General features: G+C 42.5%; 19 protein-coding genes and 6 pseudogenes. 8 read left to right on the forward strand and 17 right to left on the reverse strand.

What is annotated here, in order from left to right; genetic code table 11:
* Nucleotides 1-112: 112 nt before the first annotated feature.
* Entirely contained in the window at nt 113-571 is a 459-nt protein-coding gene (locus ACSF8X_RS18410; RefSeq protein ID WP_500851935.1) for a DUF2778 domain-containing protein, read from the reverse strand.
* A 450-nt stretch (nt 572-1,021) separates the two neighbouring features.
* Between ACSF8X_RS18410 and ACSF8X_RS18415 the strand changes: the two genes are divergently transcribed.
* Together ACSF8X_RS18415 and ACSF8X_RS18420 are read left to right on the forward strand one after the other, a co-directional pair.
* A protein-coding gene (locus ACSF8X_RS18415) for an IS3 family transposase (protein WP_500851936.1) occupies nt 1,022-2,133 on the forward strand; the annotation gives its coding sequence in 2 pieces (ribosomal slippage) (nt 1,022-1,274 and nt 1,274-2,133; 1,113 coding nt in all).
* Nucleotides 2,134-2,148: 15 nt separating this feature from the next.
* A pseudogene (locus ACSF8X_RS18420) lies at nt 2,149-2,550 on the forward strand (transposase); the annotation flags it as partial.
* A gap of 37 nt (nt 2,551-2,587) precedes the next feature.
* Here the strand turns inward: ACSF8X_RS18420 and ACSF8X_RS18425 are convergent.
* Both ACSF8X_RS18425 and ACSF8X_RS18430 read right to left on the reverse strand, forming a co-directional pair.
* Nucleotides 2,588-3,196 (reverse strand): SLATT domain-containing protein, encoded by a 609-nt coding sequence (locus tag ACSF8X_RS18425; protein WP_500851937.1) that lies wholly within the window; start codon nt 3,194-3,196, stop codon nt 2,588-2,590.
* Between the two features lie 154 nt (nt 3,197-3,350).
* Nucleotides 3,351-4,157 carry a DUF4238 domain-containing protein gene (locus ACSF8X_RS18430; RefSeq protein ID WP_500851938.1) on the reverse strand — a complete coding sequence of 269 codons (807 nt, stop codon included), beginning with the start codon at nt 4,155-4,157 and terminating at the stop codon, nt 3,351-3,353.
* Nucleotides 4,158-4,699: 542 nt separating this feature from the next.
* Here ACSF8X_RS18430 and ACSF8X_RS18435 point away from each other — a divergent pair.
* Nucleotides 4,700-4,885: pseudogene (locus tag ACSF8X_RS18435) on the forward strand (IS110 family transposase); the annotation flags it as partial.
* Nucleotides 4,886-5,148: 263 nt separating this feature from the next.
* On the opposite strand, the gene ACSF8X_RS18440 reads toward ACSF8X_RS18435, so the two are convergent.
* Nucleotides 5,149-5,739: a hypothetical protein gene (locus tag ACSF8X_RS18440; protein WP_500851939.1), complete on the reverse strand. Its 591-nt coding sequence runs from the start codon at nt 5,737-5,739 to the stop codon at nt 5,149-5,151.
* Nucleotides 5,740-5,949: 210 nt separating this feature from the next.
* Here ACSF8X_RS18440 and ACSF8X_RS18445 point away from each other — a divergent pair.
* A pseudogene (locus ACSF8X_RS18445) lies at nt 5,950-6,200 on the forward strand (transposase); the annotation flags it as partial.
* Between the two features lie 15 nt (nt 6,201-6,215).
* Here the strand turns inward: ACSF8X_RS18445 and ACSF8X_RS18450 are convergent.
* Together ACSF8X_RS18450 and ACSF8X_RS18455 are read right to left on the reverse strand one after the other, a co-directional pair.
* On the reverse strand, nt 6,216-6,965 hold the full coding sequence (locus tag ACSF8X_RS18450) for a metallophosphoesterase family protein (RefSeq protein WP_500851940.1): 750 nt from the start codon (nt 6,963-6,965) through the stop codon (nt 6,216-6,218).
* Nucleotides 6,966-7,066: 101 nt separating this feature from the next.
* Nucleotides 7,067-7,459 carry a DUF7668 domain-containing protein gene (locus ACSF8X_RS18455; protein ID WP_500851941.1) on the reverse strand — a complete coding sequence of 131 codons (393 nt, stop codon included), beginning with the start codon at nt 7,457-7,459 and terminating at the stop codon, nt 7,067-7,069.
* 333 nt (nt 7,460-7,792) lie between these two features.
* On the opposite strand from ACSF8X_RS18455, the pseudogene ACSF8X_RS18460 reads away from it, so the two are divergent.
* Nucleotides 7,793-8,119: pseudogene (locus tag ACSF8X_RS18460) on the forward strand (transposase); the annotation flags it as partial.
* 22 nt (nt 8,120-8,141) lie between these two features.
* Here ACSF8X_RS18460 and ACSF8X_RS18465 read toward each other — a convergent pair.
* Nucleotides 8,142-8,444, reverse strand: a complete 303-nt coding sequence (locus ACSF8X_RS18465) for a hypothetical protein (protein ID WP_277432920.1) — start codon at nt 8,442-8,444, stop codon at nt 8,142-8,144.
* 90 nt (nt 8,445-8,534) lie between these two features.
* On the opposite strand from ACSF8X_RS18465, the pseudogene ACSF8X_RS18470 reads away from it, so the two are divergent.
* Nucleotides 8,535-8,769, forward strand: a pseudogene (locus ACSF8X_RS18470) (IS4 family transposase); the annotation flags it as partial.
* A 178-nt stretch (nt 8,770-8,947) separates the two neighbouring features.
* Here the strand turns inward: ACSF8X_RS18470 and ACSF8X_RS18475 are convergent.
* Both ACSF8X_RS18475 and ACSF8X_RS18480 read right to left on the reverse strand, forming a co-directional pair.
* A complete protein-coding gene (locus ACSF8X_RS18475) occupies nt 8,948-9,343 on the reverse strand; it encodes a hypothetical protein (protein ID WP_500851942.1) in 396 nt (131 codons plus the stop codon).
* A gap of 5 nt (nt 9,344-9,348) precedes the next feature.
* Nucleotides 9,349-9,900, reverse strand: a complete 552-nt coding sequence (locus tag ACSF8X_RS18480) for a Panacea domain-containing protein (RefSeq protein WP_500851943.1) — start codon at nt 9,898-9,900, stop codon at nt 9,349-9,351.
* Between the two features lie 404 nt (nt 9,901-10,304).
* Here ACSF8X_RS18480 and ACSF8X_RS18485 point away from each other — a divergent pair.
* Nucleotides 10,305-10,550, forward strand: a pseudogene (locus ACSF8X_RS18485) (transposase); the annotation flags it as partial.
* A gap of 45 nt (nt 10,551-10,595) precedes the next feature.
* On the opposite strand, the gene ACSF8X_RS18490 reads toward ACSF8X_RS18485, so the two are convergent.
* The 5 genes from ACSF8X_RS18490 to ACSF8X_RS18510 all read right to left on the reverse strand — a co-directional run bounded on the left by ACSF8X_RS18490 (nt 10,596) and on the right by ACSF8X_RS18510 (nt 13,776).
* Entirely contained in the window at nt 10,596-10,859 is a 264-nt protein-coding gene (locus ACSF8X_RS18490) for a DUF1883 domain-containing protein (RefSeq protein ID WP_500851944.1), read from the reverse strand.
* A gap of 3 nt (nt 10,860-10,862) precedes the next feature.
* Nucleotides 10,863-11,270, reverse strand: coding sequence for a hypothetical protein (locus tag ACSF8X_RS18495; RefSeq protein WP_500851945.1), 408 nt, complete (start codon nt 11,268-11,270; stop codon nt 10,863-10,865).
* Between the two features lie 474 nt (nt 11,271-11,744).
* On the reverse strand, nt 11,745-12,488 hold the full coding sequence (locus tag ACSF8X_RS18500) for a DUF2076 domain-containing protein (protein ID WP_500851946.1): 744 nt from the start codon (nt 12,486-12,488) through the stop codon (nt 11,745-11,747).
* 179 nt (nt 12,489-12,667) lie between these two features.
* Nucleotides 12,668-13,231 (reverse strand): YceI family protein, encoded by a 564-nt coding sequence (locus ACSF8X_RS18505; protein ID WP_500851947.1) that lies wholly within the window; start codon nt 13,229-13,231, stop codon nt 12,668-12,670.
* Entirely contained in the window at nt 13,228-13,776 is a 549-nt protein-coding gene (locus ACSF8X_RS18510; RefSeq protein WP_047879148.1) for a cytochrome b, read from the reverse strand. The genes ACSF8X_RS18505 and ACSF8X_RS18510 overlap by 4 nt, the downstream gene beginning before the upstream one ends.
* 224 nt (nt 13,777-14,000) lie before the next feature.
* Between ACSF8X_RS18510 and ACSF8X_RS18515 the strand changes: the two genes are divergently transcribed.
* Complete coding sequence (locus ACSF8X_RS18515; protein ID WP_500851948.1) at nt 14,001-14,492, forward strand: DUF6985 domain-containing protein; 492 nt, start codon at nt 14,001-14,003, stop codon at nt 14,490-14,492.
* 615 nt (nt 14,493-15,107) lie between these two features.
* Here ACSF8X_RS18515 and ACSF8X_RS18520 read toward each other — a convergent pair.
* The 3 genes from ACSF8X_RS18520 to ACSF8X_RS18530 form a co-directional block, all read right to left on the reverse strand.
* Nucleotides 15,108-15,371, reverse strand: a complete 264-nt coding sequence (locus ACSF8X_RS18520; protein WP_047879145.1) for an Lpp/OprI family alanine-zipper lipoprotein — start codon at nt 15,369-15,371, stop codon at nt 15,108-15,110.
* 287 nt (nt 15,372-15,658) lie between these two features.
* Nucleotides 15,659-17,002 carry a TldD/PmbA family protein gene (locus tag ACSF8X_RS18525; RefSeq protein WP_047879144.1) on the reverse strand — a complete coding sequence of 448 codons (1,344 nt, stop codon included), beginning with the start codon at nt 17,000-17,002 and terminating at the stop codon, nt 15,659-15,661.
* On the reverse strand, nt 17,002-18,387 hold the full coding sequence (locus ACSF8X_RS18530) for a TldD/PmbA family protein (protein ID WP_500851949.1): 1,386 nt from the start codon (nt 18,385-18,387) through the stop codon (nt 17,002-17,004). Before ACSF8X_RS18530 ends, ACSF8X_RS18525 begins: the two co-directional genes overlap by 1 nt.
* Nucleotides 18,388-18,419 lie beyond the last annotated feature (32 nt).

Genomic DNA, 18,419 nt, shown 5'->3' on the forward strand with positions numbered 1-18,419 from the left:
AAAATTGCGTTTTGTTCAGAGATACTTGGAAATAATGTTGGATACCGTAACCATAGAAAAGAAGTAATAATCGTTGCTACAATAACCAGTATCGATTTAATAAACATAGTTTTCATTTAACAATTACCCGCCCATATGTTTCCAGCTCAAGCCCGGGAACCTTTATCGTAGATGTGTTTTTTAACATACTACGAATTGTTGCAAAATCTTTAGGATTATCGACGACTATGCACCCTTGACTGATACCTAGAGGCCCCTTCGGATGTAAGCGAAACTGCCCTCTTTTTACTTTTATACAAAGCAACTCGTCATCCATCTTGCTATCCGCTGCATACAGTGCAAACCATTGGTCTTTACCCGAAAAAAAGTCTCGCAATGGACCAAGTAGACCACCTGATTGTCTATCAAATATATAATATGTGCCAGCCGGAATTGGTCCACTACTAGATTTACATTGTGAGGTTTTCTTATTTTTATCAGCACCAAATCCAGAAAATGCAGGGAATGATGAAGAACCTGTGGTCAAGGAGCTCAATTCTTTGCCGTTAAGAACAAATGTAAACTCAAGCATAATTACTCCATAATTTAGCGAAAATTAAGGAGAATATATTTATTAAGCTCAAAACAAACTTATAAAAATAAATTTATTCGTACTACATCTAATAATTAAATACTAATAGACATATCACTTTCATGTCATTTGGATTGCTAACAGTGTATTAAACAGCATGCTCGCTTTCCCCAGCCTAATACACGCTCAATTGCGCAAGATTTTCTTATCAGCATCCTTTTAATTCAATAGGTTGCATAAAACAATTGTTGCTTAATGGCTGTTTTTCGCTTGCGCAAAGCGAGCATTCGGTATTAATGAGACTTTGTTAATACCAAGTGGAAGTGTTAATTTACTTTATATCAATGCGTTATATCTATATCTTATTGAATCATGTGTAATCATCCCGTAATCTAGGGGCATTCCCAAATAGAGTTCTCCGACTTAAACTAGATAAAACGGAGAACGCTGATGAAAAAATCACGATATACAGAATCTCAGATCGTAAAGATCCTGAAGGAAGTTGAAACTGGTAGGTTGGTCAAAGAGGTTTGCCGCGAGTACGGTATTTCCGATGCTACCTATTACAATTGGAAATCAAAATATGGAGGTATGGAAGCCTCTGATGTGAAGCGACTAAAAGAGCTTGAAGACGAAAATCGTCGCCTCAAACAGATGTTTGCTGAGCTCAGTTTGGATCACAAAATTCTCAAGGATATTGTCGAAAAAAAGCTGTAAAACCAGCCATTCGACGAGAGTTAGTTGATTACGCGAGGTACTCTCACAGCGTCAGTCTCCGTAGAGCTTGTCGGATTGTTGGTATTAGTGATTCAGTTTACCGTTATCAACCTGACAAGCATCGCAATGATTCAGTCATTGCTGCGCTGCAGGATGCTGTTGAACGTTATCCTGCTTATGGTTTTAGTCAGCTGTTCAAAGTACTAAAACGCTGGGGATATCGCTGGAATCACAAGCGAGTACACCGTGTCTGTTGTGAGCTCAAACTGAATAAACGCCATCGTGGTAAGAAGCGTTTACCGACTCGCTACCCTGAGCCTCTCTGTGTGCCAGCAAGCATTAATCAATGTTGGTCGATGGACTTTATGAGTGATTCACTTATGTGCGGAAGACGCTTTAGAACCTTCAATGTTATCGATGACTTTAATCGAGAAGTGTTGGCGATTGAGATTGACCTGAATTTACCCGCTCCTCGAGTGGTAAGAGTATTAGATCGGGTTGTTGCCTGGCGGGGTTACCCAAACAAGATACGGATGGATAACGGGCCTGAATTTATATCAACTACGTTAGCTGAATGGGCAGAGCAACATCAAATCCAACTAGAGTTCATCAATCCTGGCAGACCAACGCAGAACTCATATGTTGAACGCTTCAATCGAACTTACCGCGACGAAATACTCAATATGTATGTCTTTAAAACCCTGAATGAAGTACGAGAGCTGACCGAAAAATGGCTCATTGAATACAATGATGAACGACCACACAGTGCGTTAAATGATCTGACTCCATGGGAATACCTGGCTAAGTCAGAACACTTGGAAAACTCTAATTTAGGGTGCCACTAAAAATGGGATGATTACACATGCCCTGAGTATCAAAACAAAAATCGTCTTCTGCAGAGCGTTCCCGGCATCGGAAAAGTCGCAGCTGCATCCATCATTAGCCGTTCCTGAACTTGGGTTTATTACCAACAAACAAGCCGCTGCACTCATTGGCGTTGCCCCCATCAATCGAGAAAGTGGACGCTATAAAGGCAAGCGAGTCATTCAGGGGGGACGAGCACAAGTACGCATCGTGCTCTACATGGCTATGATGTCTGCGATGCAGTGTAACCCTGTTTTTAAAGCTACTTACCAGCGACTTTTAGATGCAGGAAAACCGAAAAAGTCGCCATTATTGCGTGTGTAAGGAAAATGGTTGTGATCTTAAATTCGATGCTTCGAGATGGCGTCATATGGAACGAAAACATAGCCAGAAATTAGCTATTGACGCCATAGTCGTTTGTTAAGTTTCTTTGAGTTAACCAAAACTGACCAAATGCCACGACCAAAGAACCAACAAAGTGATTGAAAAAATATAATGGGAAAAACCAAGCACTCGATACCAATATATTTTCAGCTTATAGTTAAATAACATATCAAACTTGGATGGTTTTTTCCCATGTTCAATGAGGTAGTCCAATCTTGCAATCAGATAATCATGTGAAACATGGTTTTCATGCCTGTTAAGGCAAATATAGTACCTATTCACGAAGTCTAAATATTCATGTTCGGTAGATTGATATTGGTGCGTCACACGATAGTGGAGTTTCCGCGAAAGTTCTGCCAACTCCAAGCCACATTGATGAATATTCGAAGATCTAGCAGAGAAATCCCCCATACCAAGTAATAATGAATATGTAAGTACAACTACTGCAAAAAATAGACTAGCCATATCAATTTGGTTCTTCGTCACTGCGTCATCAACAAGATCAAACGTAGCAAACAATGCAAGAACTATCTGTCCGACGGCTAGAAACGCTAGTGTCCATTGAGAGCACCAACTGTGTAGCCGTAAACGCTTACTAGCTTCATACCTAGCTTTGGATGTAACCAATACTCTTTTATGTAAATATTCGTATGATTTCATTTATATTTATTGTGTACCTTACTTTAAAAAGAAACTTAACGCCTGCATAACACGTTTGCTACGATACAGACTTAACTGAATTTTACTGCCTTAATCACCAAAACTAAAGGCAAACTGATAATGCCGAGTGTAGCAAATCGTGTTGATGCATTTGTTAGACGCGAGGTAAATCCATCAGCCTTTCTTTAGAAGAAGCAATTATTTTTTTACTTGCTCGAGATACAATCATTTTATCAATATCTAATAAATTATTAACATTAACATTAGTAATAGCCAACTCTTTAGTTAACGGATAGAAAACGTCTCCTTGAAAACTAAAATCAGCCCCAAAAGAATCAATCATTACTGGGTTATCAGAACATATAAATTCTTGTGTTTCATTCAACTTAATAATTTTTAGTCCCTTAAGTTGTTCCTCATTAAATTTAAAAGTTATCAATGGTAAAAGTAAAAACTGTATATACTTCTGATAAGATTGTTCTTTACGTTTTTTTTGAATATATTTAATATCTTTCCTTTCAAATGGCATTAATTCAAAATTAGTTAGTAGTGCTTTATCATACAGATCAACTAGACTATTCGACATTTCTTCTGCATGTTTAATATTTGCAGGATTTCGCCAGTACTGCACTGACATCATTAAGATAATTACTTTAGAAAAAAGATCGAACTTAGCAATTTCAGAAAGAGCCTCTGTCGGTAATTTTTTTAGTCCTCGGATTACTTTTGAAAAGTGTCCTTCGAGTTCACTATATGAATCTTCTATAAACACTGATTTATCTCCAAAACTAATTACCGTATGGAGGTGTTCTTTATAAAAAATTTGAGGGGCTTTCTTTGCACTTTTTCCTATTTTTTTGTATTCCACATCATATAAATAAATATCTTCATTTTCATCAGAAAAACCCTTTATATAAAATTCTGGTATAAAATGATGATTCTTTGAGATTTTGTTTTTCATAAAAAGCCTACTAAAATATACAGTTAAATATATCTAAACAAAGAAGCGTCTAACAGTGTATTAAACAGCATGCTCGCTTTCCCCAGCCTAATACACGTTTAATTGTGCATGATTTTCTTATCAGTATCCTTTTAAGTCAATAGCTTGTATAAAATCATCGTTGCTTAATGGCTGTTTTTCGCTTGGGTAAAGCAAGCATTCGGTATTAATGAGACCTCGTTAATACCAAGAGGAAGTGTTGATTTGTATTTATATCAATGCCTTATATATATGTGTTGTGGTGGGCGAGCATTTTGGGTCTCTTTATTAGCAGGTTAATGCTGGTCATTTTTAGCGACTTCGTTATAACTGTGTATGCACGCAGTTAATGTTTTGCTCGTCATCGCTAGGCTTTTCAAGAGTTGAGCCGGGCAGGGGATTGGTTTTATTCGAAATAAAAAGCCGGACAGTGTCATGCCCGGTTTTGTTATGAGTGGATTTTCGTTGCTCAGTCGTTAGTGCTTAGTGGAAGTACACCAGCATTTCGACCGCATCCCCTTGCTGTGGTTCACGGTGCTCGGGCCGCCATTACCAACATCGGCAATAAGACCGATCGCATCAGCCTCTGGTGCAAAGGGCTTGTCGAGAGGCGGGGCCTAAAACGGGCGATTGTGGCACTAGCGGCCAAGAACGCCCATTTTATCTGGTCGCTACTGCGCAACGATACGGAATACCAAGTCGCTGTTTAACCACCAAGCGTAACAAAGGGCAACACACCTTCGCCGGGTCAATGCAATAGCCAATGATGAAATAGGGTTAAGACCACTTGCGGGAAACCTGATAATGCGGTGGGCACGTCAGATGCCTTCTAACGAATGAGGAACCGCAACCGCGTAGTGTCATCAGGGTCATGGCAAATAAGCCAATAAACAGACTGAATGTAAAGCGGTAGTCCCAAACCTTATCTTATCGGCAGCTTTTGTTGACAACCGGGGGAGTCCATGTAGCCATGTTATGTGTATGTTTCGATAGCTGTTAACTGCGAATATGACAGAACTAAACGTTCAAAGAAAGACTCACTTACATCCGACAAGCCTTCTGTAAATATTTCAACATATGACACATCGAAAATATCGTATAAGAAGCTGTCTTCCAATTCTGCAACATGAATTGGAGAAAAAGGTCTGAGAGCAACAAGCATTTTATCAAGTTCATCATCATCAATTAAATTGTATTGATCGCCTGTAATATCGACAGCAAGTCCTTCAATTTCTATCCAATAATGCGAGATCGAGCGATTATCTGGTCGAACGCCTCCAATTCCTTTAATTTCAACCTTGGGGTAAAGTTGAAGAAAATGGTAGACAAGAATCATTGATGTGAGTTTACAACTCATGATTGGAAAACTTGATGCCACCAAAGCGGTATTTTCAGGATCACAAGCCTGAATTAGTTTTCTAAATCTAATCGCTTCTCTCAAAACTTCACTTTTATTTATTTCCACCGTTCTTCCTTTACACATAACGAATGACATGGACTCCTCCTCATCCAGATTTTGCCGTGCTTGGTGAGTCTGAGTAAGAAAACGTTCGGAGGCTGCCATTTCACTTTCTATCTATGATATTGATTTAGCCAAACATTCCTTCAGTATCCACGGCGAGGATGCCAATGGCAACACCCTGATTCACAAAACAATATCTCGAGCAAAAGTACTCACATTCTTTGCCAACTTACCGCCTGCTATTGTTGCGCACCCATGCGAACAACAAAGCTGCTTACCTGAGTAGAGCCTGTAACTAACTGGCGTTGAAGCAGTGGACGCTATAAAGGCAGCGAGTCATTCAGGGGGGACGAGCACAAGTACGCACCGTGCTCTACATGGCTATGATGTCTGCGATGCAGTGTAACCCTGTTTTTAAAGCTACTTACCAGCGACTTTTAGATGTAGGAAAACCGAAAAAAGTTGCCATTATTGCGTGTGTAAGGAAAATGGTTGTGATCTTAAATTCGATGCTTCGAGATGGCGTCATGTGGAACGAAAACATAGCCGAAATTAGCTATTGACGCCATAGTCGTTTGTTATAAGCACCGACCGGTTGATAGAAAGTGAACCCAATCTTCTCTTCCCCTTTTTGAGGCTGCATGTACAGCCTTGCATACATCATATGTCACCTTATGAAAAGCGATATCCCACTCGTTATTGAAGGTTTTCTGCAATGTCACATAAGAAGCCTTTGAAGAATAGTTTTGCATAGAATGCACATTAGGTTCATCATCCGTATATGCTTGCAAGCCAACACTACCGGGATTGATGACGATTTGTCCCGTCGATAGCTCTACGCATCTTGGTGTATGAGTATGCCCACAAATAATAACTGGAGAAGATATTCCATTTAATTTTTCAATGATTTCACCATCAGGCCGAACTGTTGGTCTCCCTGTACTAATGTCTTCCAACAAGTACTCTAGGTCATCACTAGGCGTTCCATGACATGCATAAATATCAGTTGTGATTTGCAGGTCAAATGGTAGTTGCTTCATCCAACTTATTGGCTCCTGTCCGAGTTCACTTAGAATAAATTGCATCGTAGGATTAGATGCTATTTCATTCTCCATAGCCTCGCATATCTGCCTATCTTGATTGCCCGATATAGTGATAACACTTAATGATTGTAAATAATCATAGGTCTGTCTGGGTGCTATTGGACCATACAAAATATCGCCTAGATTAATGAAATCAGTAAATCCTTTATCTCTAGCATCTTTAACCACTGCCTGAAGCGCAAAAATATTACTATGAATATCTGACAATATGGCGAATTTTTCCACTACGCACTCCTTGTGCTTATAATGCAGCCATAAACAGCGAGCGCATTTTTTGCGAGTCCAGCGCCCGATGGGCGCGATGTTTAATGGACTTGTTATGTGCTTTACATGACATGACAATCATCGAGAATTACTAGCAATACACCGTTGGATTTTATGAAGTCGAACATTAGAGTAAAATCGCTTACCACTCCATTCATGGGTAAATCGTATTCAACACCCCAACCAGATCCATCATTGTACTCGAAGACATCTTTTCTAATTATGCCCTCAACATTGTCTGGAGATGAGATCTCTGGCTGCTGACCATCATCAAAATGATCAAACGTTATTTCCTTAATATCTTCTGGTGTCCAATGATGTCTCGAAGCGTCAATTGGCTTATCTAGGATTGAAAAGGCTTCTACAATTTTACCTTCTGCGCATAGCCTTACCCAAGAATGAACAAAGCTAATTAGATCATCCTTGCTTGACTCTATTTTTGGCTTCTCGAACATCTCAATTCCTTGATCATATAACGAATGACATGACTCCCCCTCATCAAGACTCTGCCACACTTGGTGAGTCTGAGTAAAAAAACGTTCGGAGGCCACCATGTCACCTTCTATCTAGCCAAACATTCCTTCAGTATCCACCGTGAGGATGCCAATGGCAACACCCTGATCCACAAAACAATATCTCGAGCAAAAGTACTTACATTCTTTGCCAACTTACCGCCTGTCATTGTCGGAATGGAAGCCTGCGGCAGTTCGCATGACTGGGGGCAGGAATTAACCAAGCTCGGCCATACCGCCAAGATCATCGCCCAAAAGTATGGGTGTCTTGTTTATATTATCAACGTTCCTGAGCTTGGGCTTATTACTAACAAACAAGCCGCTGCACTCATTGGCGTTGCCCCCATCAATCGAGAAAGTGGACGCTATAAAGGCAAGCGAGTCATTCAGGGGGGACGAGCACAAGTACGCACCGTGCTCTACATGGCTATGATGTCTGCGATGCAGTGTAACCCTGTTTTTAAAGCTACTTACCAGCGACTTTTAGATGCTGGGAAACCGAAAAAAGTCGCCATTATTGCGTGTGTAAGGAAAATGGTTGTGATCTTAAATTCGATGATTCGAGATGGCGTCATGTGGAACGAAAACATAGCCAGAAATTAGCTATTGACGCCATAGTCGTTTGTTATGTGTTATCTGTATTTGCATACTTAGTAAAAATACGTGAGCTATCTTCAGTTAACCTAACACCCTCTACAACATGCAGCTTACCTTCATGACTTAGGGGATACATTTCCAACTCCCCGCTACCAAACTCAGATTCATAAAGTAAGCTAAGAGCAAAATCACGCAAAGCTTCTCTTGTTGAAAAATCCAAATAGATATCACCATTATCTATATCAACAGACGCTCTAAGTTGATGACTATCATCAGCCAAAACTTCGACGGAAGGTATGCTACTAGCCTCTTGATCTACATTGTATTTCATTTACTTTATATCCCCCTAGCACATAACGCCGGGCACTTAGGAATCCCCACAAAATTCCCTTGTTGTTCAATAAGTAGACACGCATCCTGCCTTCTGATCGGCCTTCTCGCCTTCATGGTCTATTGGTGGTTTGGTATTGCTGCTGAACATGCCGGTTGGCACCGCCACTTCCAGGCTAATACGATAAAAAAAGAGGCGAGTTTTATCCTTTGTCAGACTCGGAAAAGAGGTCTTTCGACGACTTGAATATCACATCACAAACTCAACATTACGTTGGGCACAACAAGAGCTAATTATGATGGCAAGAAGCAGTTATCATGCGTGAATTTTGTGGGGATCCTCCAGCGCCGGGCATAAGGTGCACCAACGCCGAACTCACCAAGCACAACTGACTTAATACCAAAACCGCCGAGTGTAACGTGTCACCTTGATGCCTTTGTTAGGTGCTCGTTTTGTTAAAAGAAAAGCGACTAGCAAGAATCCAGTCGCTTTTATTAAGAAAGTTAGGTTATTGCAGGGCTATAGACTGTTCGATAATGGTTTTTGATTCTCTCTGCCGCAGCTCGAGAAGCCATAAAACCAGACGCCATTGTATCAACCAGCCAGCATGGAGCTTGTGTATTTAAAGTGGTTGAATCATCTTCAAGAATGGCTAACAACTCATCCTTAGTTAGTAATTTAGCCTCACGATATAATACGAAGGATTCTTTAACTATTTTTGCATACCCACATTTAGCAGGATTTAGTACACAAGTTGAATCAATAAACCTTTTACCATCAGTGCTTGAAATATTGGCGATAACATATTTGTCTGCAGCTTCATGTGTCATAACAAACCATGTGTGATCACCATTTCCACCACTATTCCATTGAAAACTTAGTCCACGTTTTACTTGCATACCAACTAGTGTAAATTTTTATGATATTGAATTTCATTAGATTGAATAGCTGCTTCCTCAGTATCCATCCCTATTGACTGAAAAATCTCTTCCGTACGAATCGGCAGATGAGAGCCTTCAGGGTAGGTCCACTCAGGACAGATATCCTTTCTGTGAGAATAAATGACGATTTCATCATCATCTAAGGCACCAATTTGCTCATACACACTTTCAGCAAAAGATACTTCTTCTTCAGACAAAAAATCAAAATCAGGTGTTTCATCTTTAATGCTGAACTCTTTTACAGGATAACCTTTAGGGCTATGCTTCGGTTCACATTGATTAAAGACACTCGTATATTCATCATCAGAGTAATTGTCGATTAAATTTTTCGCGTTACTTAAAATCGGACCGCGATTAAGAGAAAAATAATCATCGTAACTTATCGGGTAGCCAGTCTCAGTTAAAGACATCCGATCTGTAAAATACAATAATTTCATCATCTTAACATCAGATATGTTACCGCCGTTTTTTTCAACGAACAACTTCATCATCTGAATCACTTTTTGCTTTCTCATTTTTTCACCTGTTGAGACAGACAGTTACAAGTACATTTTACAACAAAAAACACGTCATGAGTATAAAACTGTACAAAAAAACAGTTGTGATATGATTACCTTAGAGCACCTAACGAATGACATGGACTCCCCCTCATCAAGACTCTGCCACACTTGGTGAGTCTGAGTAAGAAAACGTTCGGAGGCCACCATGTCACTTTCTATTTATGGCATTGATTTAGCCAAACATTCCTTCAGTATCCACTGCGAGGATGCCAATGGTAACACCCTGATCCACAAAACAATATCTTGAGCAAAAGTACTTACATTCTTTGCCAACTTGTCGCCTGCCATTGTTGCGCACCAATGCGAACAACAAAGCTGTTTACACCTGAGCCGAGCCTGCAACTAACTGGCGTTGAAGCAGTGGACGCTATAAAGGCAAGCGAGTCATTCAGGGGGGAGGCTCACAAGTACGCACCGTGCTCTACATGGCTATGATGTCTGCGATGCAGTGTAACCCTGTTTTTAAAGCTACTTACCAGCGACTTTTAGATGCTGGGAAACCGAAAAAAGTCGCCATTATTGCGTGTGTAAGGAAAATGGTTGTGATCTTAAATTCGATGATTCGAGATGGCGTCATGTGGAACGAAAACATAGCCAGAAATTAGCTATTGACGCCATAGTCGTTTGTTATGCGAATTTTAACCTCTGTCTTAAACTACTCTTACAGCAGAACGCACTGACCCGCCGTAGCCACCTAAATCAATAACTACATGCCAGTGACCTGTACGAGGGATCGGCAATTGACTAACAGATGTTGTCATATGACCACCAAAATACTGATACCTGCGACCATTTTTGTAGTTTTGAAAATTAGAACTGTCTAACAAAAGTACATTAGCCGCATTGCCTTCAAGGGTTACCTCTACGGTTTGTCCTTGTTGACAATGTTTAAGATCATAGTGAGTAAAATTCATATATTAATCCTTACTATCAAGAGGTTGAGAGTGACTAGATAAAGGCATGAGTTCGCCTTCAGAATCTAAGCGGTTACGGACGCTTTCAGCAATATTTGATCCCGCTCTATGTTGCTTTAGCCAAAGCATCATTAAAAATGAACCTATTAATAACGAAACTATCAAGATAGTAACAAACACCATATAAGCTCTATCAGATGGAAAGTGCACTGTTGCTAAAGTTACTGCAAATGAAATAGCCACTGAAAGAAGAAATATTGAAAAATTGAGATATAAAGATACTGGTGAGCCAGATTCCAACATTTTCAGTTCATCTTCAGATATTTCATAAATTGTTAGCTCTTGAATACGAGCTCGTCGTATAGCGGGCGAGAAATTCCCACTATCATTTGGCATCCTTTTAGTTTGCATGTTATCTCCATTATTTCGTACATTGCTTTGTCTGTTCGCATAACAGTGCATTAAACAGCATGCTCGCTTTCCCCAGCCTAATACACGCTTAATTGCGCATGATTTTCTTATCAGTATCCTTTTAAGTCAATAGGTTGCATAAAATCATTGTTGCTTAGTGGCTGTTTTTCGCTTGGGTAAAGCAAGCATTCGGTATTAATGAGACCTCGTTAATACCAAGTGGAAGTGTTGATTTGTTTTTATATCAATGCTTTATCTCTATCTATTGTAGGAAAAGCGAGCATTTTTGGTCTCTTTATTAGCAGGTCAATGCTGGCCATTTTTAGCGATATCATTATAACTGTATATACATTCAGTTAATGGTTTGTACGTCGTCGCGAGGCTTTCAAGAGTTGAGCTGGGCAGGGGATTGGTTTTGGGTGAAATAAAAAAAGGGTACCGATAAGGTACCCTCTATGTTGTTAGTCGAGATGATTAAACGTCTTCGTCGCCAAAACCGCCGAAGTCGTCACCACCGAAGCTATCGCCACCGCCAAAGAAGCTGTCGTCACCGCCGAAGCCCGAATTGTTGGCAAAGCTATCATCGAAACCGTCGCTGCCAAAGCCTGCATCACCAAAACCACCTGTACCGCTGGTGTAGTCAGAAGCAAAGCTCGAAGAGTCATCTAGGAAGCCGCCAGAGGCATTGTCAGCGGTGTCTGTAGATGCCAGTGCATCATCAGTTGCTGGCGCTGTATCGGCTTGAGCGGTATCTGTCGCCGCATCTGCGGGTGCATCTGTTGCCGCATCGGCCACGGTCGCTTCTGGGGCTGCGTGGTCATCACCAAACAGAGCGTTGCTGATCATGTTACCGGCCACCATACCTACTGCGACACTGGCAGCAGTTTGCATGAAGCTACCGAATGCGCTTGGTTGCTGAGTTGGCTGTGGTGGCATTGGAGCCGGACGGTTGCCACCCATCATGCGGCTGAAGGCACCACGCTCAGATTCTGATTTGTAGTGCTCAACGCTTTGCTCAAGGTATTCGTTTTTCTGCTTAAGTTCTTTAAGGGCCAGTTCTTGTACCAGCACGGCTTGAGTTAGCTTGTATACCGCATCGTCTTGCGCTGCGATTTCATTCTTGATCAGTTGCTCAGCATCAGCATCTTTTGATTTGTTTGGGCTTTGCTTCAGTTTGTTAGCAACGTTCTGGATCAGTTCTTTTTCTTGTGGAGTCATGATTTACCTTCTCGTGAAATAGCAGCACATGATTTCTGCATTGTTCTTATGACAAACATCCTAGCCGAGGGTTCATGTTTCAATCTATTACATTGAGTAACGAATTGATCCGTTCGCTTTATTTTTGAGCAAAAATGAAAAATCCGGCCTTGGCCGGATTCAAAAGTAAGCGATTTTGCCTATTGGCGTATGCCTTCAACGTGTAATTCGATATCGGCATAGCTTGAGGAGCCCATGACTTTTATATCATAGTCGGCGAATTCAATACGGGCTGTGCCGGTAAATCCTGCCCGGTATCCTCCCCAAGGATCTTTCCCTTCACCAATAAACTGTGCATCAATGATGAGTGGTTTGGTTTTGCCATGTAAGGTCAGGTCGCCGTATATTAGCATTTCGCCGTTTTCTTTGGGTTCTACTTTGGTTGAGGTGAATGTCGCCGTTCCATATTTCTTGGTGTCTAGGAAATCATCGCTACGCAGATGCTTGTCTCGTTCGGCATGGTTACTGTCTAGGCTCATGGTTTCCACGTTGACCTTGACGCTGGAGTCAGCAATGTTTTTGGGATCGTAGCTGAAATTACCGCTAAAGGTGTTGAAGCGGCCTTTGATAAAACTGTAGCCAAGGTGTTCGACTTTGAAGTTGATAGAGGCGTGTGCACCTTCTGTATCGATTATATAGTCTGCGCTGTGGGCGGCAAATGAGGCCGTAGCCAGTAGGGAAAGGGCGATGAGGCTTTTTTTCATGACTTTACTCCTAACATTTTTTTTAATGTATTGTCCTTGTTTATAAAATGGTGCTTTAGGGCTGCGAGGGCATGCACGGCCGCTAAGATGATTAATGTCCAGGCTAGGTAGAAATGAATTTCACCGGCGATGTCAGCTTGGTGAGTAAATAGTTCACCGAGGGCGGGTACTGCAAACCAGCCGAAAACGTCGATGGAACGGCCGTCGGCAGTTGATATGAGGTATCCTGAAGTAAAAATGCAGATCATTAGGATATAGATCAAACCGTGAGCGATTTTGGCGGCTTGCTTTTCCCAGCGTTTGCCTTCTATTGCTGGGTGAGGGGTGATGATTTTCCAAAATAGCCGGAATAGGGTGATCCCTGCCAAGCATAGGCCAACAGATTTGTGCCAATACGGTGCGGGTTTATACCACTGTGAGTAGTAGTTTAAATCGACCATCCATAGGCCAAGGATAAACAGGCCTAACACGCTAAGGGCTGTCAGCCAGTGCAGGATAATGGAGAGAGGGTCATATATTTTGGGTGATGTGTTTTTTGTGAACATGTGTTCATCGCTATGTCGTCATGCATAATTGTATTGTAGGGGACTCCCCCTAAAAGATAACGCAGGCTGTTAGAACATCTTCATCGAATAATTTGAACAGTTATGATTAAAAATCACCAGTACTTGCTTGTAAGATTTTATTTCATCAAATGATGACTGATAGTTGCATTAATCTTTACCCAGTGTCTTTGTTCTAATATAGTTCTCATTTTTACGGGGTTATTATGAAAGCTATCAATATCATTAAATGGAGTGAAGACTCAGATCTTCACGTAGGTAAAACAGAACTGAATGGTTGGCATGAATTTAAGGCGTATGGAAATATTGATTTCTGCACGCGCGAAAATCTTGCCATTGTTGATAGCATGGTGGCATGGTTTGCCGAGAATGAAGAACGTCTCTATTCATTGGTTTGTAATTATGTGAATGAGAACTACGAAGAGCTCCTTGAGGAATCTGAGTTCATGGATGTCTTTGACGAAGAGAGCCCAACATGGGATACCAATGTGGGTGAAGTAAGCGAAGAAGATATGAACTCAGGGGATATTTTCAAATTGATGCAAATTTCCAAGTTCGTATTGCATAACCCAGAAAAGAATGTTGTGGGTGTTAGTTTTGAATGTGCTTGGGATGAAGAGCATGGCTTTGGCTTGGTTATTCAGGGTGACGAGGTAATCTTGCAAGGCGGTGAACAAGAAGCCTACCATTCAGCCTAAATGCGCTCATACTCAAGCTACTGTGGTAGCTTGAGTATATTGTTTTAGTTCATATTGATAATATCTCTCACATCACCTCTGAGCCATCTGCCCTTGTATGGGGTGCCATTCTTCAAGTATTTTCATGGCATACGCTGAAATCGCTATCCATCCTCTCTCTGGAGGTCATTGGGCTATATAAGAATCAGTCGTAATTATTACTTAGGTAGTAAAAATCAACGTATATACTTACACCAATCGCAGTAAAGAACAGATTACTGACTTACTTATGATGATGGATATTAGCTAGTAATAAGCGGTTGGGTATATGCATGACAAAGACAATCCATAGCCTTACGCTCAATCATATGGTGTTTATTGCTTTTCTTATGATAGCGGGCTGGGGCCGTATTTTCGGTATGGTTTTGTTTCCGGTACAGGTCTTGGTTGAGCTTGTCTTGGTTCTATGCCTGTGTTACCAAGTGTTTAAGTCTCCGCAATTTGAGCGCGGCCAACTAATAGCTTGGGTGGGGTGTATTACAAGTGGGCTGGCTGTTTTTTTGTATTTAGTATGATCAAAAAAGCGGATCAATAATGACCCGCTTTTTTCAAATAATCTCGCTCAAGAAAACGTTATTATTTGCGGTATGAAGTTGCAACGTTGTCGATGCGCTGGTTTGCACGCATAGCTTCTTGGTATGCTGCATCAGCTGCTGCGCTTGTTTCGTTAACAGCACCAGCGATGTTGTCTTGTTGAACTTGCATTGCAGCAACTTGATCAGTCAGTGCGTCAACTTTGTTAGTTAGTTGGCTTAGTTGCTCTGCTTCTTGAGAGTTTGAACAACCCATTAGAGATGCACTAAGAACTAGACCTGCGAAAAGCATTGCTGAACGTTTCATATAATTTCTCCTTTGTGTATATAAACAGATGCATGGCAGTCTGTTTTGGTTGTCAGTCTAAATCTTACAAGGCGAATTGGGAAGAGGAGAAGGGTTCAATTGAGTCAATTTACTGCAAATTTCTTACTTTTTGGTACTTTATTCTTGTCCTGCCTCTAATTTTCCGTGTTGGAGTAGTTATATATGTAGGCATTTTGTGATTTATGTTGCCTGTTTTGATATGCAAAAAGCGCAGGTAACATTGTACCTGCGCTTAGGTGCGTCGCGATTATTTAGCGATACGTTGCTTATTTGCCAGCAATACTCAGTCGGCTGAATCGGATGGTTGGGGCAAAGAAATCACGCGAGTGATCGTGGTGAAGTGTTGTGCCCATCGCATCGATCTCTTTTACCAGTTGATAGAAATTACCCGCAACGGTAATACCACGGACGGGTTGAATGCGTTTACCATCACGGCACAAGAAGCCACTAGCCCCAAACGAGAAATCACCGCTAATGGCATCCGCGCCGGAATGGACACCTTGCAGCTCGACGAGCTCTAGGTATTCCCCTGCTGTGAGTTCAGCATTTGAGCTATGGCCCGGTGCAATCACGGTATGGCGCGAACCAACACCCAATCCACTTTTGGCCGAGCGAGAGGCGTTGGCGGTATTGGCAATGCCAAAGTAAGCCGCAGTGTGACTGTTATGAAGTAGGCTCTGGAGCTGACCTTCACCAATCAAGACGGTATCGCGCGTTGCGTAGCCTTCGCTGTCAAACGCTTTGATTGCAGAGCCGCCTTGTACATAAGCGGTGTCAGTGATAGTTAGCAGTGGGCTGGCAACGCACTGTTGTAGCTTGTCTCGCCACGGGTTGACGCCTTTCATTGCTGACTGCCCAGAGAAACACATTCCGAATGCGCCAAACAGGCTGCTGAGATTACTCAGATCAAAAATGACACTGTACTGTCCCGTGGCAATCGGCTGACCTTCAAGCAGTGCTGCAGCCATTTCATAGCCATAGTTGATGCAATAGTCAGGATCGAGCTCATTGAAATGGCGTCCGGCTGAAATACCACCAAACATTGATTGCTTGCCATCATCTTCGTATAAGGTGAAGGCGTAGCATGAGGTTGAGCGCTCTTGATGCGAGCACAAGCTACCTAAGCTGTTGGCAAGAAAAACCTCGCTCTCAGATTCGGCAAAGCCGTTGTAAGGGGCAGATTTGGCATGCGGTTTTGATACAACACCTTGCTCCAACGAGAGTGCCAGTGCAATTTTGTCATCAACGCTCGTGGTATCAGGCTGATTAATCTCAGGGTATTCGGTCGTCAGCGTGCTGTTCTCACAGCGAATAGCTTGATGTGAATCTTGCTTAGTGAATTTGGCATTGGTCAATGCATGCTCAACCATTAAGTCTAAGCTGCTAGGATCGAGAGACTCAGAATAGCTGGTTGCGATCCGTTCATCTTTGACAACGCGTACACCGATAACCTGACCGGATGTTACTTTGTATTCATCAAGCTCACCGGCGTTAGCTTTTAGCGAGAAATTTTGGCTGCGGCTTGCGATGACATCTGCTTGCGCGCCTGCGGCCGAGACACGCTCAAGCACTTGCGCGATGGCGTTTTTTAAATGTTGTGAATCGGCCATTAGTTTCCACCTCCAACGAGAATGTTGTCTACTTTGAGCGCCGGCTGGCCAACGGTGGTCGGCACCGAGCCGCTGACGGAGCCACACATGCCCGCCGCAAGGGCGAAATCAGTACCGACCATCGAGATTTCTTTTAGGACTTTAGGACCGGTGCTGATAAGGGTGGCGGTTTTAAGTGGGGTTGTGATTTTGCCATTTTCAATCAAGTAGGCTTCCTGTACGGCAAAGTTGAATTCACCGGTACCAGGCTGGACAGAGCCGCCGCCCATCTTCTTGGCGAAAATCCCTTTTTCAACACTGGCAATCATCTCATCAAGGCTGCTGTCGCCGGGCTCAATGAAGGTATTGCGCATACGTGAGGTAGGAGCAAATTTGTATGATTCACGTCGGCCAGAGCCGGTACGTGCAAACCCTGTTTTCAGGCCGCCCATATGGTCAACCATAAAGCTGGTGAGTTTACCGTCTTTGATCAGCTGGGTCCGTTGTGTCTCCATTCCCTCGTCGTCAATGTTGATCGAGCCCCATTCGTTGGCCATTGTACCGTCGTCAACGGCACTGACGGCTGGGTGGGCAATCATCTCGCCCATTTTGTCATGGAATACCGAGGCTTTTTTAGCTACAGAGGTAGTTTCAAGCAGGTGTCCGCAGGCTTCGTGGAAGATAACGCCGCCAAATCCGTTGCCGATCACAACCGGCATTTCTCCTGACGGGCAGTTGCTAGCATATAGTTTGGTCATCGCCTGCTTGGCAACGGTACTGCCGAGTTCTTTCGGATCAAGCCGGGTATTGAACTCCCAACCGCACAGAGCGCCAGGTGCTTCGAAGCCTGTCGCTTGTTCGGTGCCGTCTTGGGCAATAGTGGTTGCAGCGATACGCGTGTAATGGCGGGTATCGCCGATGTGCAAGCCGGTTGAATTGAATATCTCAATTTGCTGTTCGCGCTGGAGGATCCGGCCGATGAATTGATTGATTTTCTCATGCTCAGCCCTTGCCGCTGTGTCACAGGACCGTAGGAAGGCGATTTTGTCATCGAGCCGAGGGTGTTGGCTTAGTGCTTGTTGGCATGGGTGAAGGTTATTGTGGCGAGCTAGGTTCAGCGCACCAGCCTGAATGATTTGATCGCGTTTGTCTTTGGCGGCCAGTAGGCTGGTGACTCGCTTGAGTTCTTCTTGGTCGGTGCTATTGGTATAGCCATAAAGAACTTTATGGCCAAAGAACAAACGGATACCGATACCAAAATCGATACCTGAATTAATTTTGTCGATATCGCTAGAGATGAGTTCTAGTGAGCTGGATTGATGGTGCTCAACAAAGAGCTCGGCAAAGTCAGCGCCCAGAAATAGGGCGTGATCGATAACTGCCTGAGCGGTTGCAGGGTTCAGCATAGTTGCTCCTTGCGTAACAAAAGCCGGAGGAT

The organism is Photobacterium panuliri (assembly GCF_059920555.1).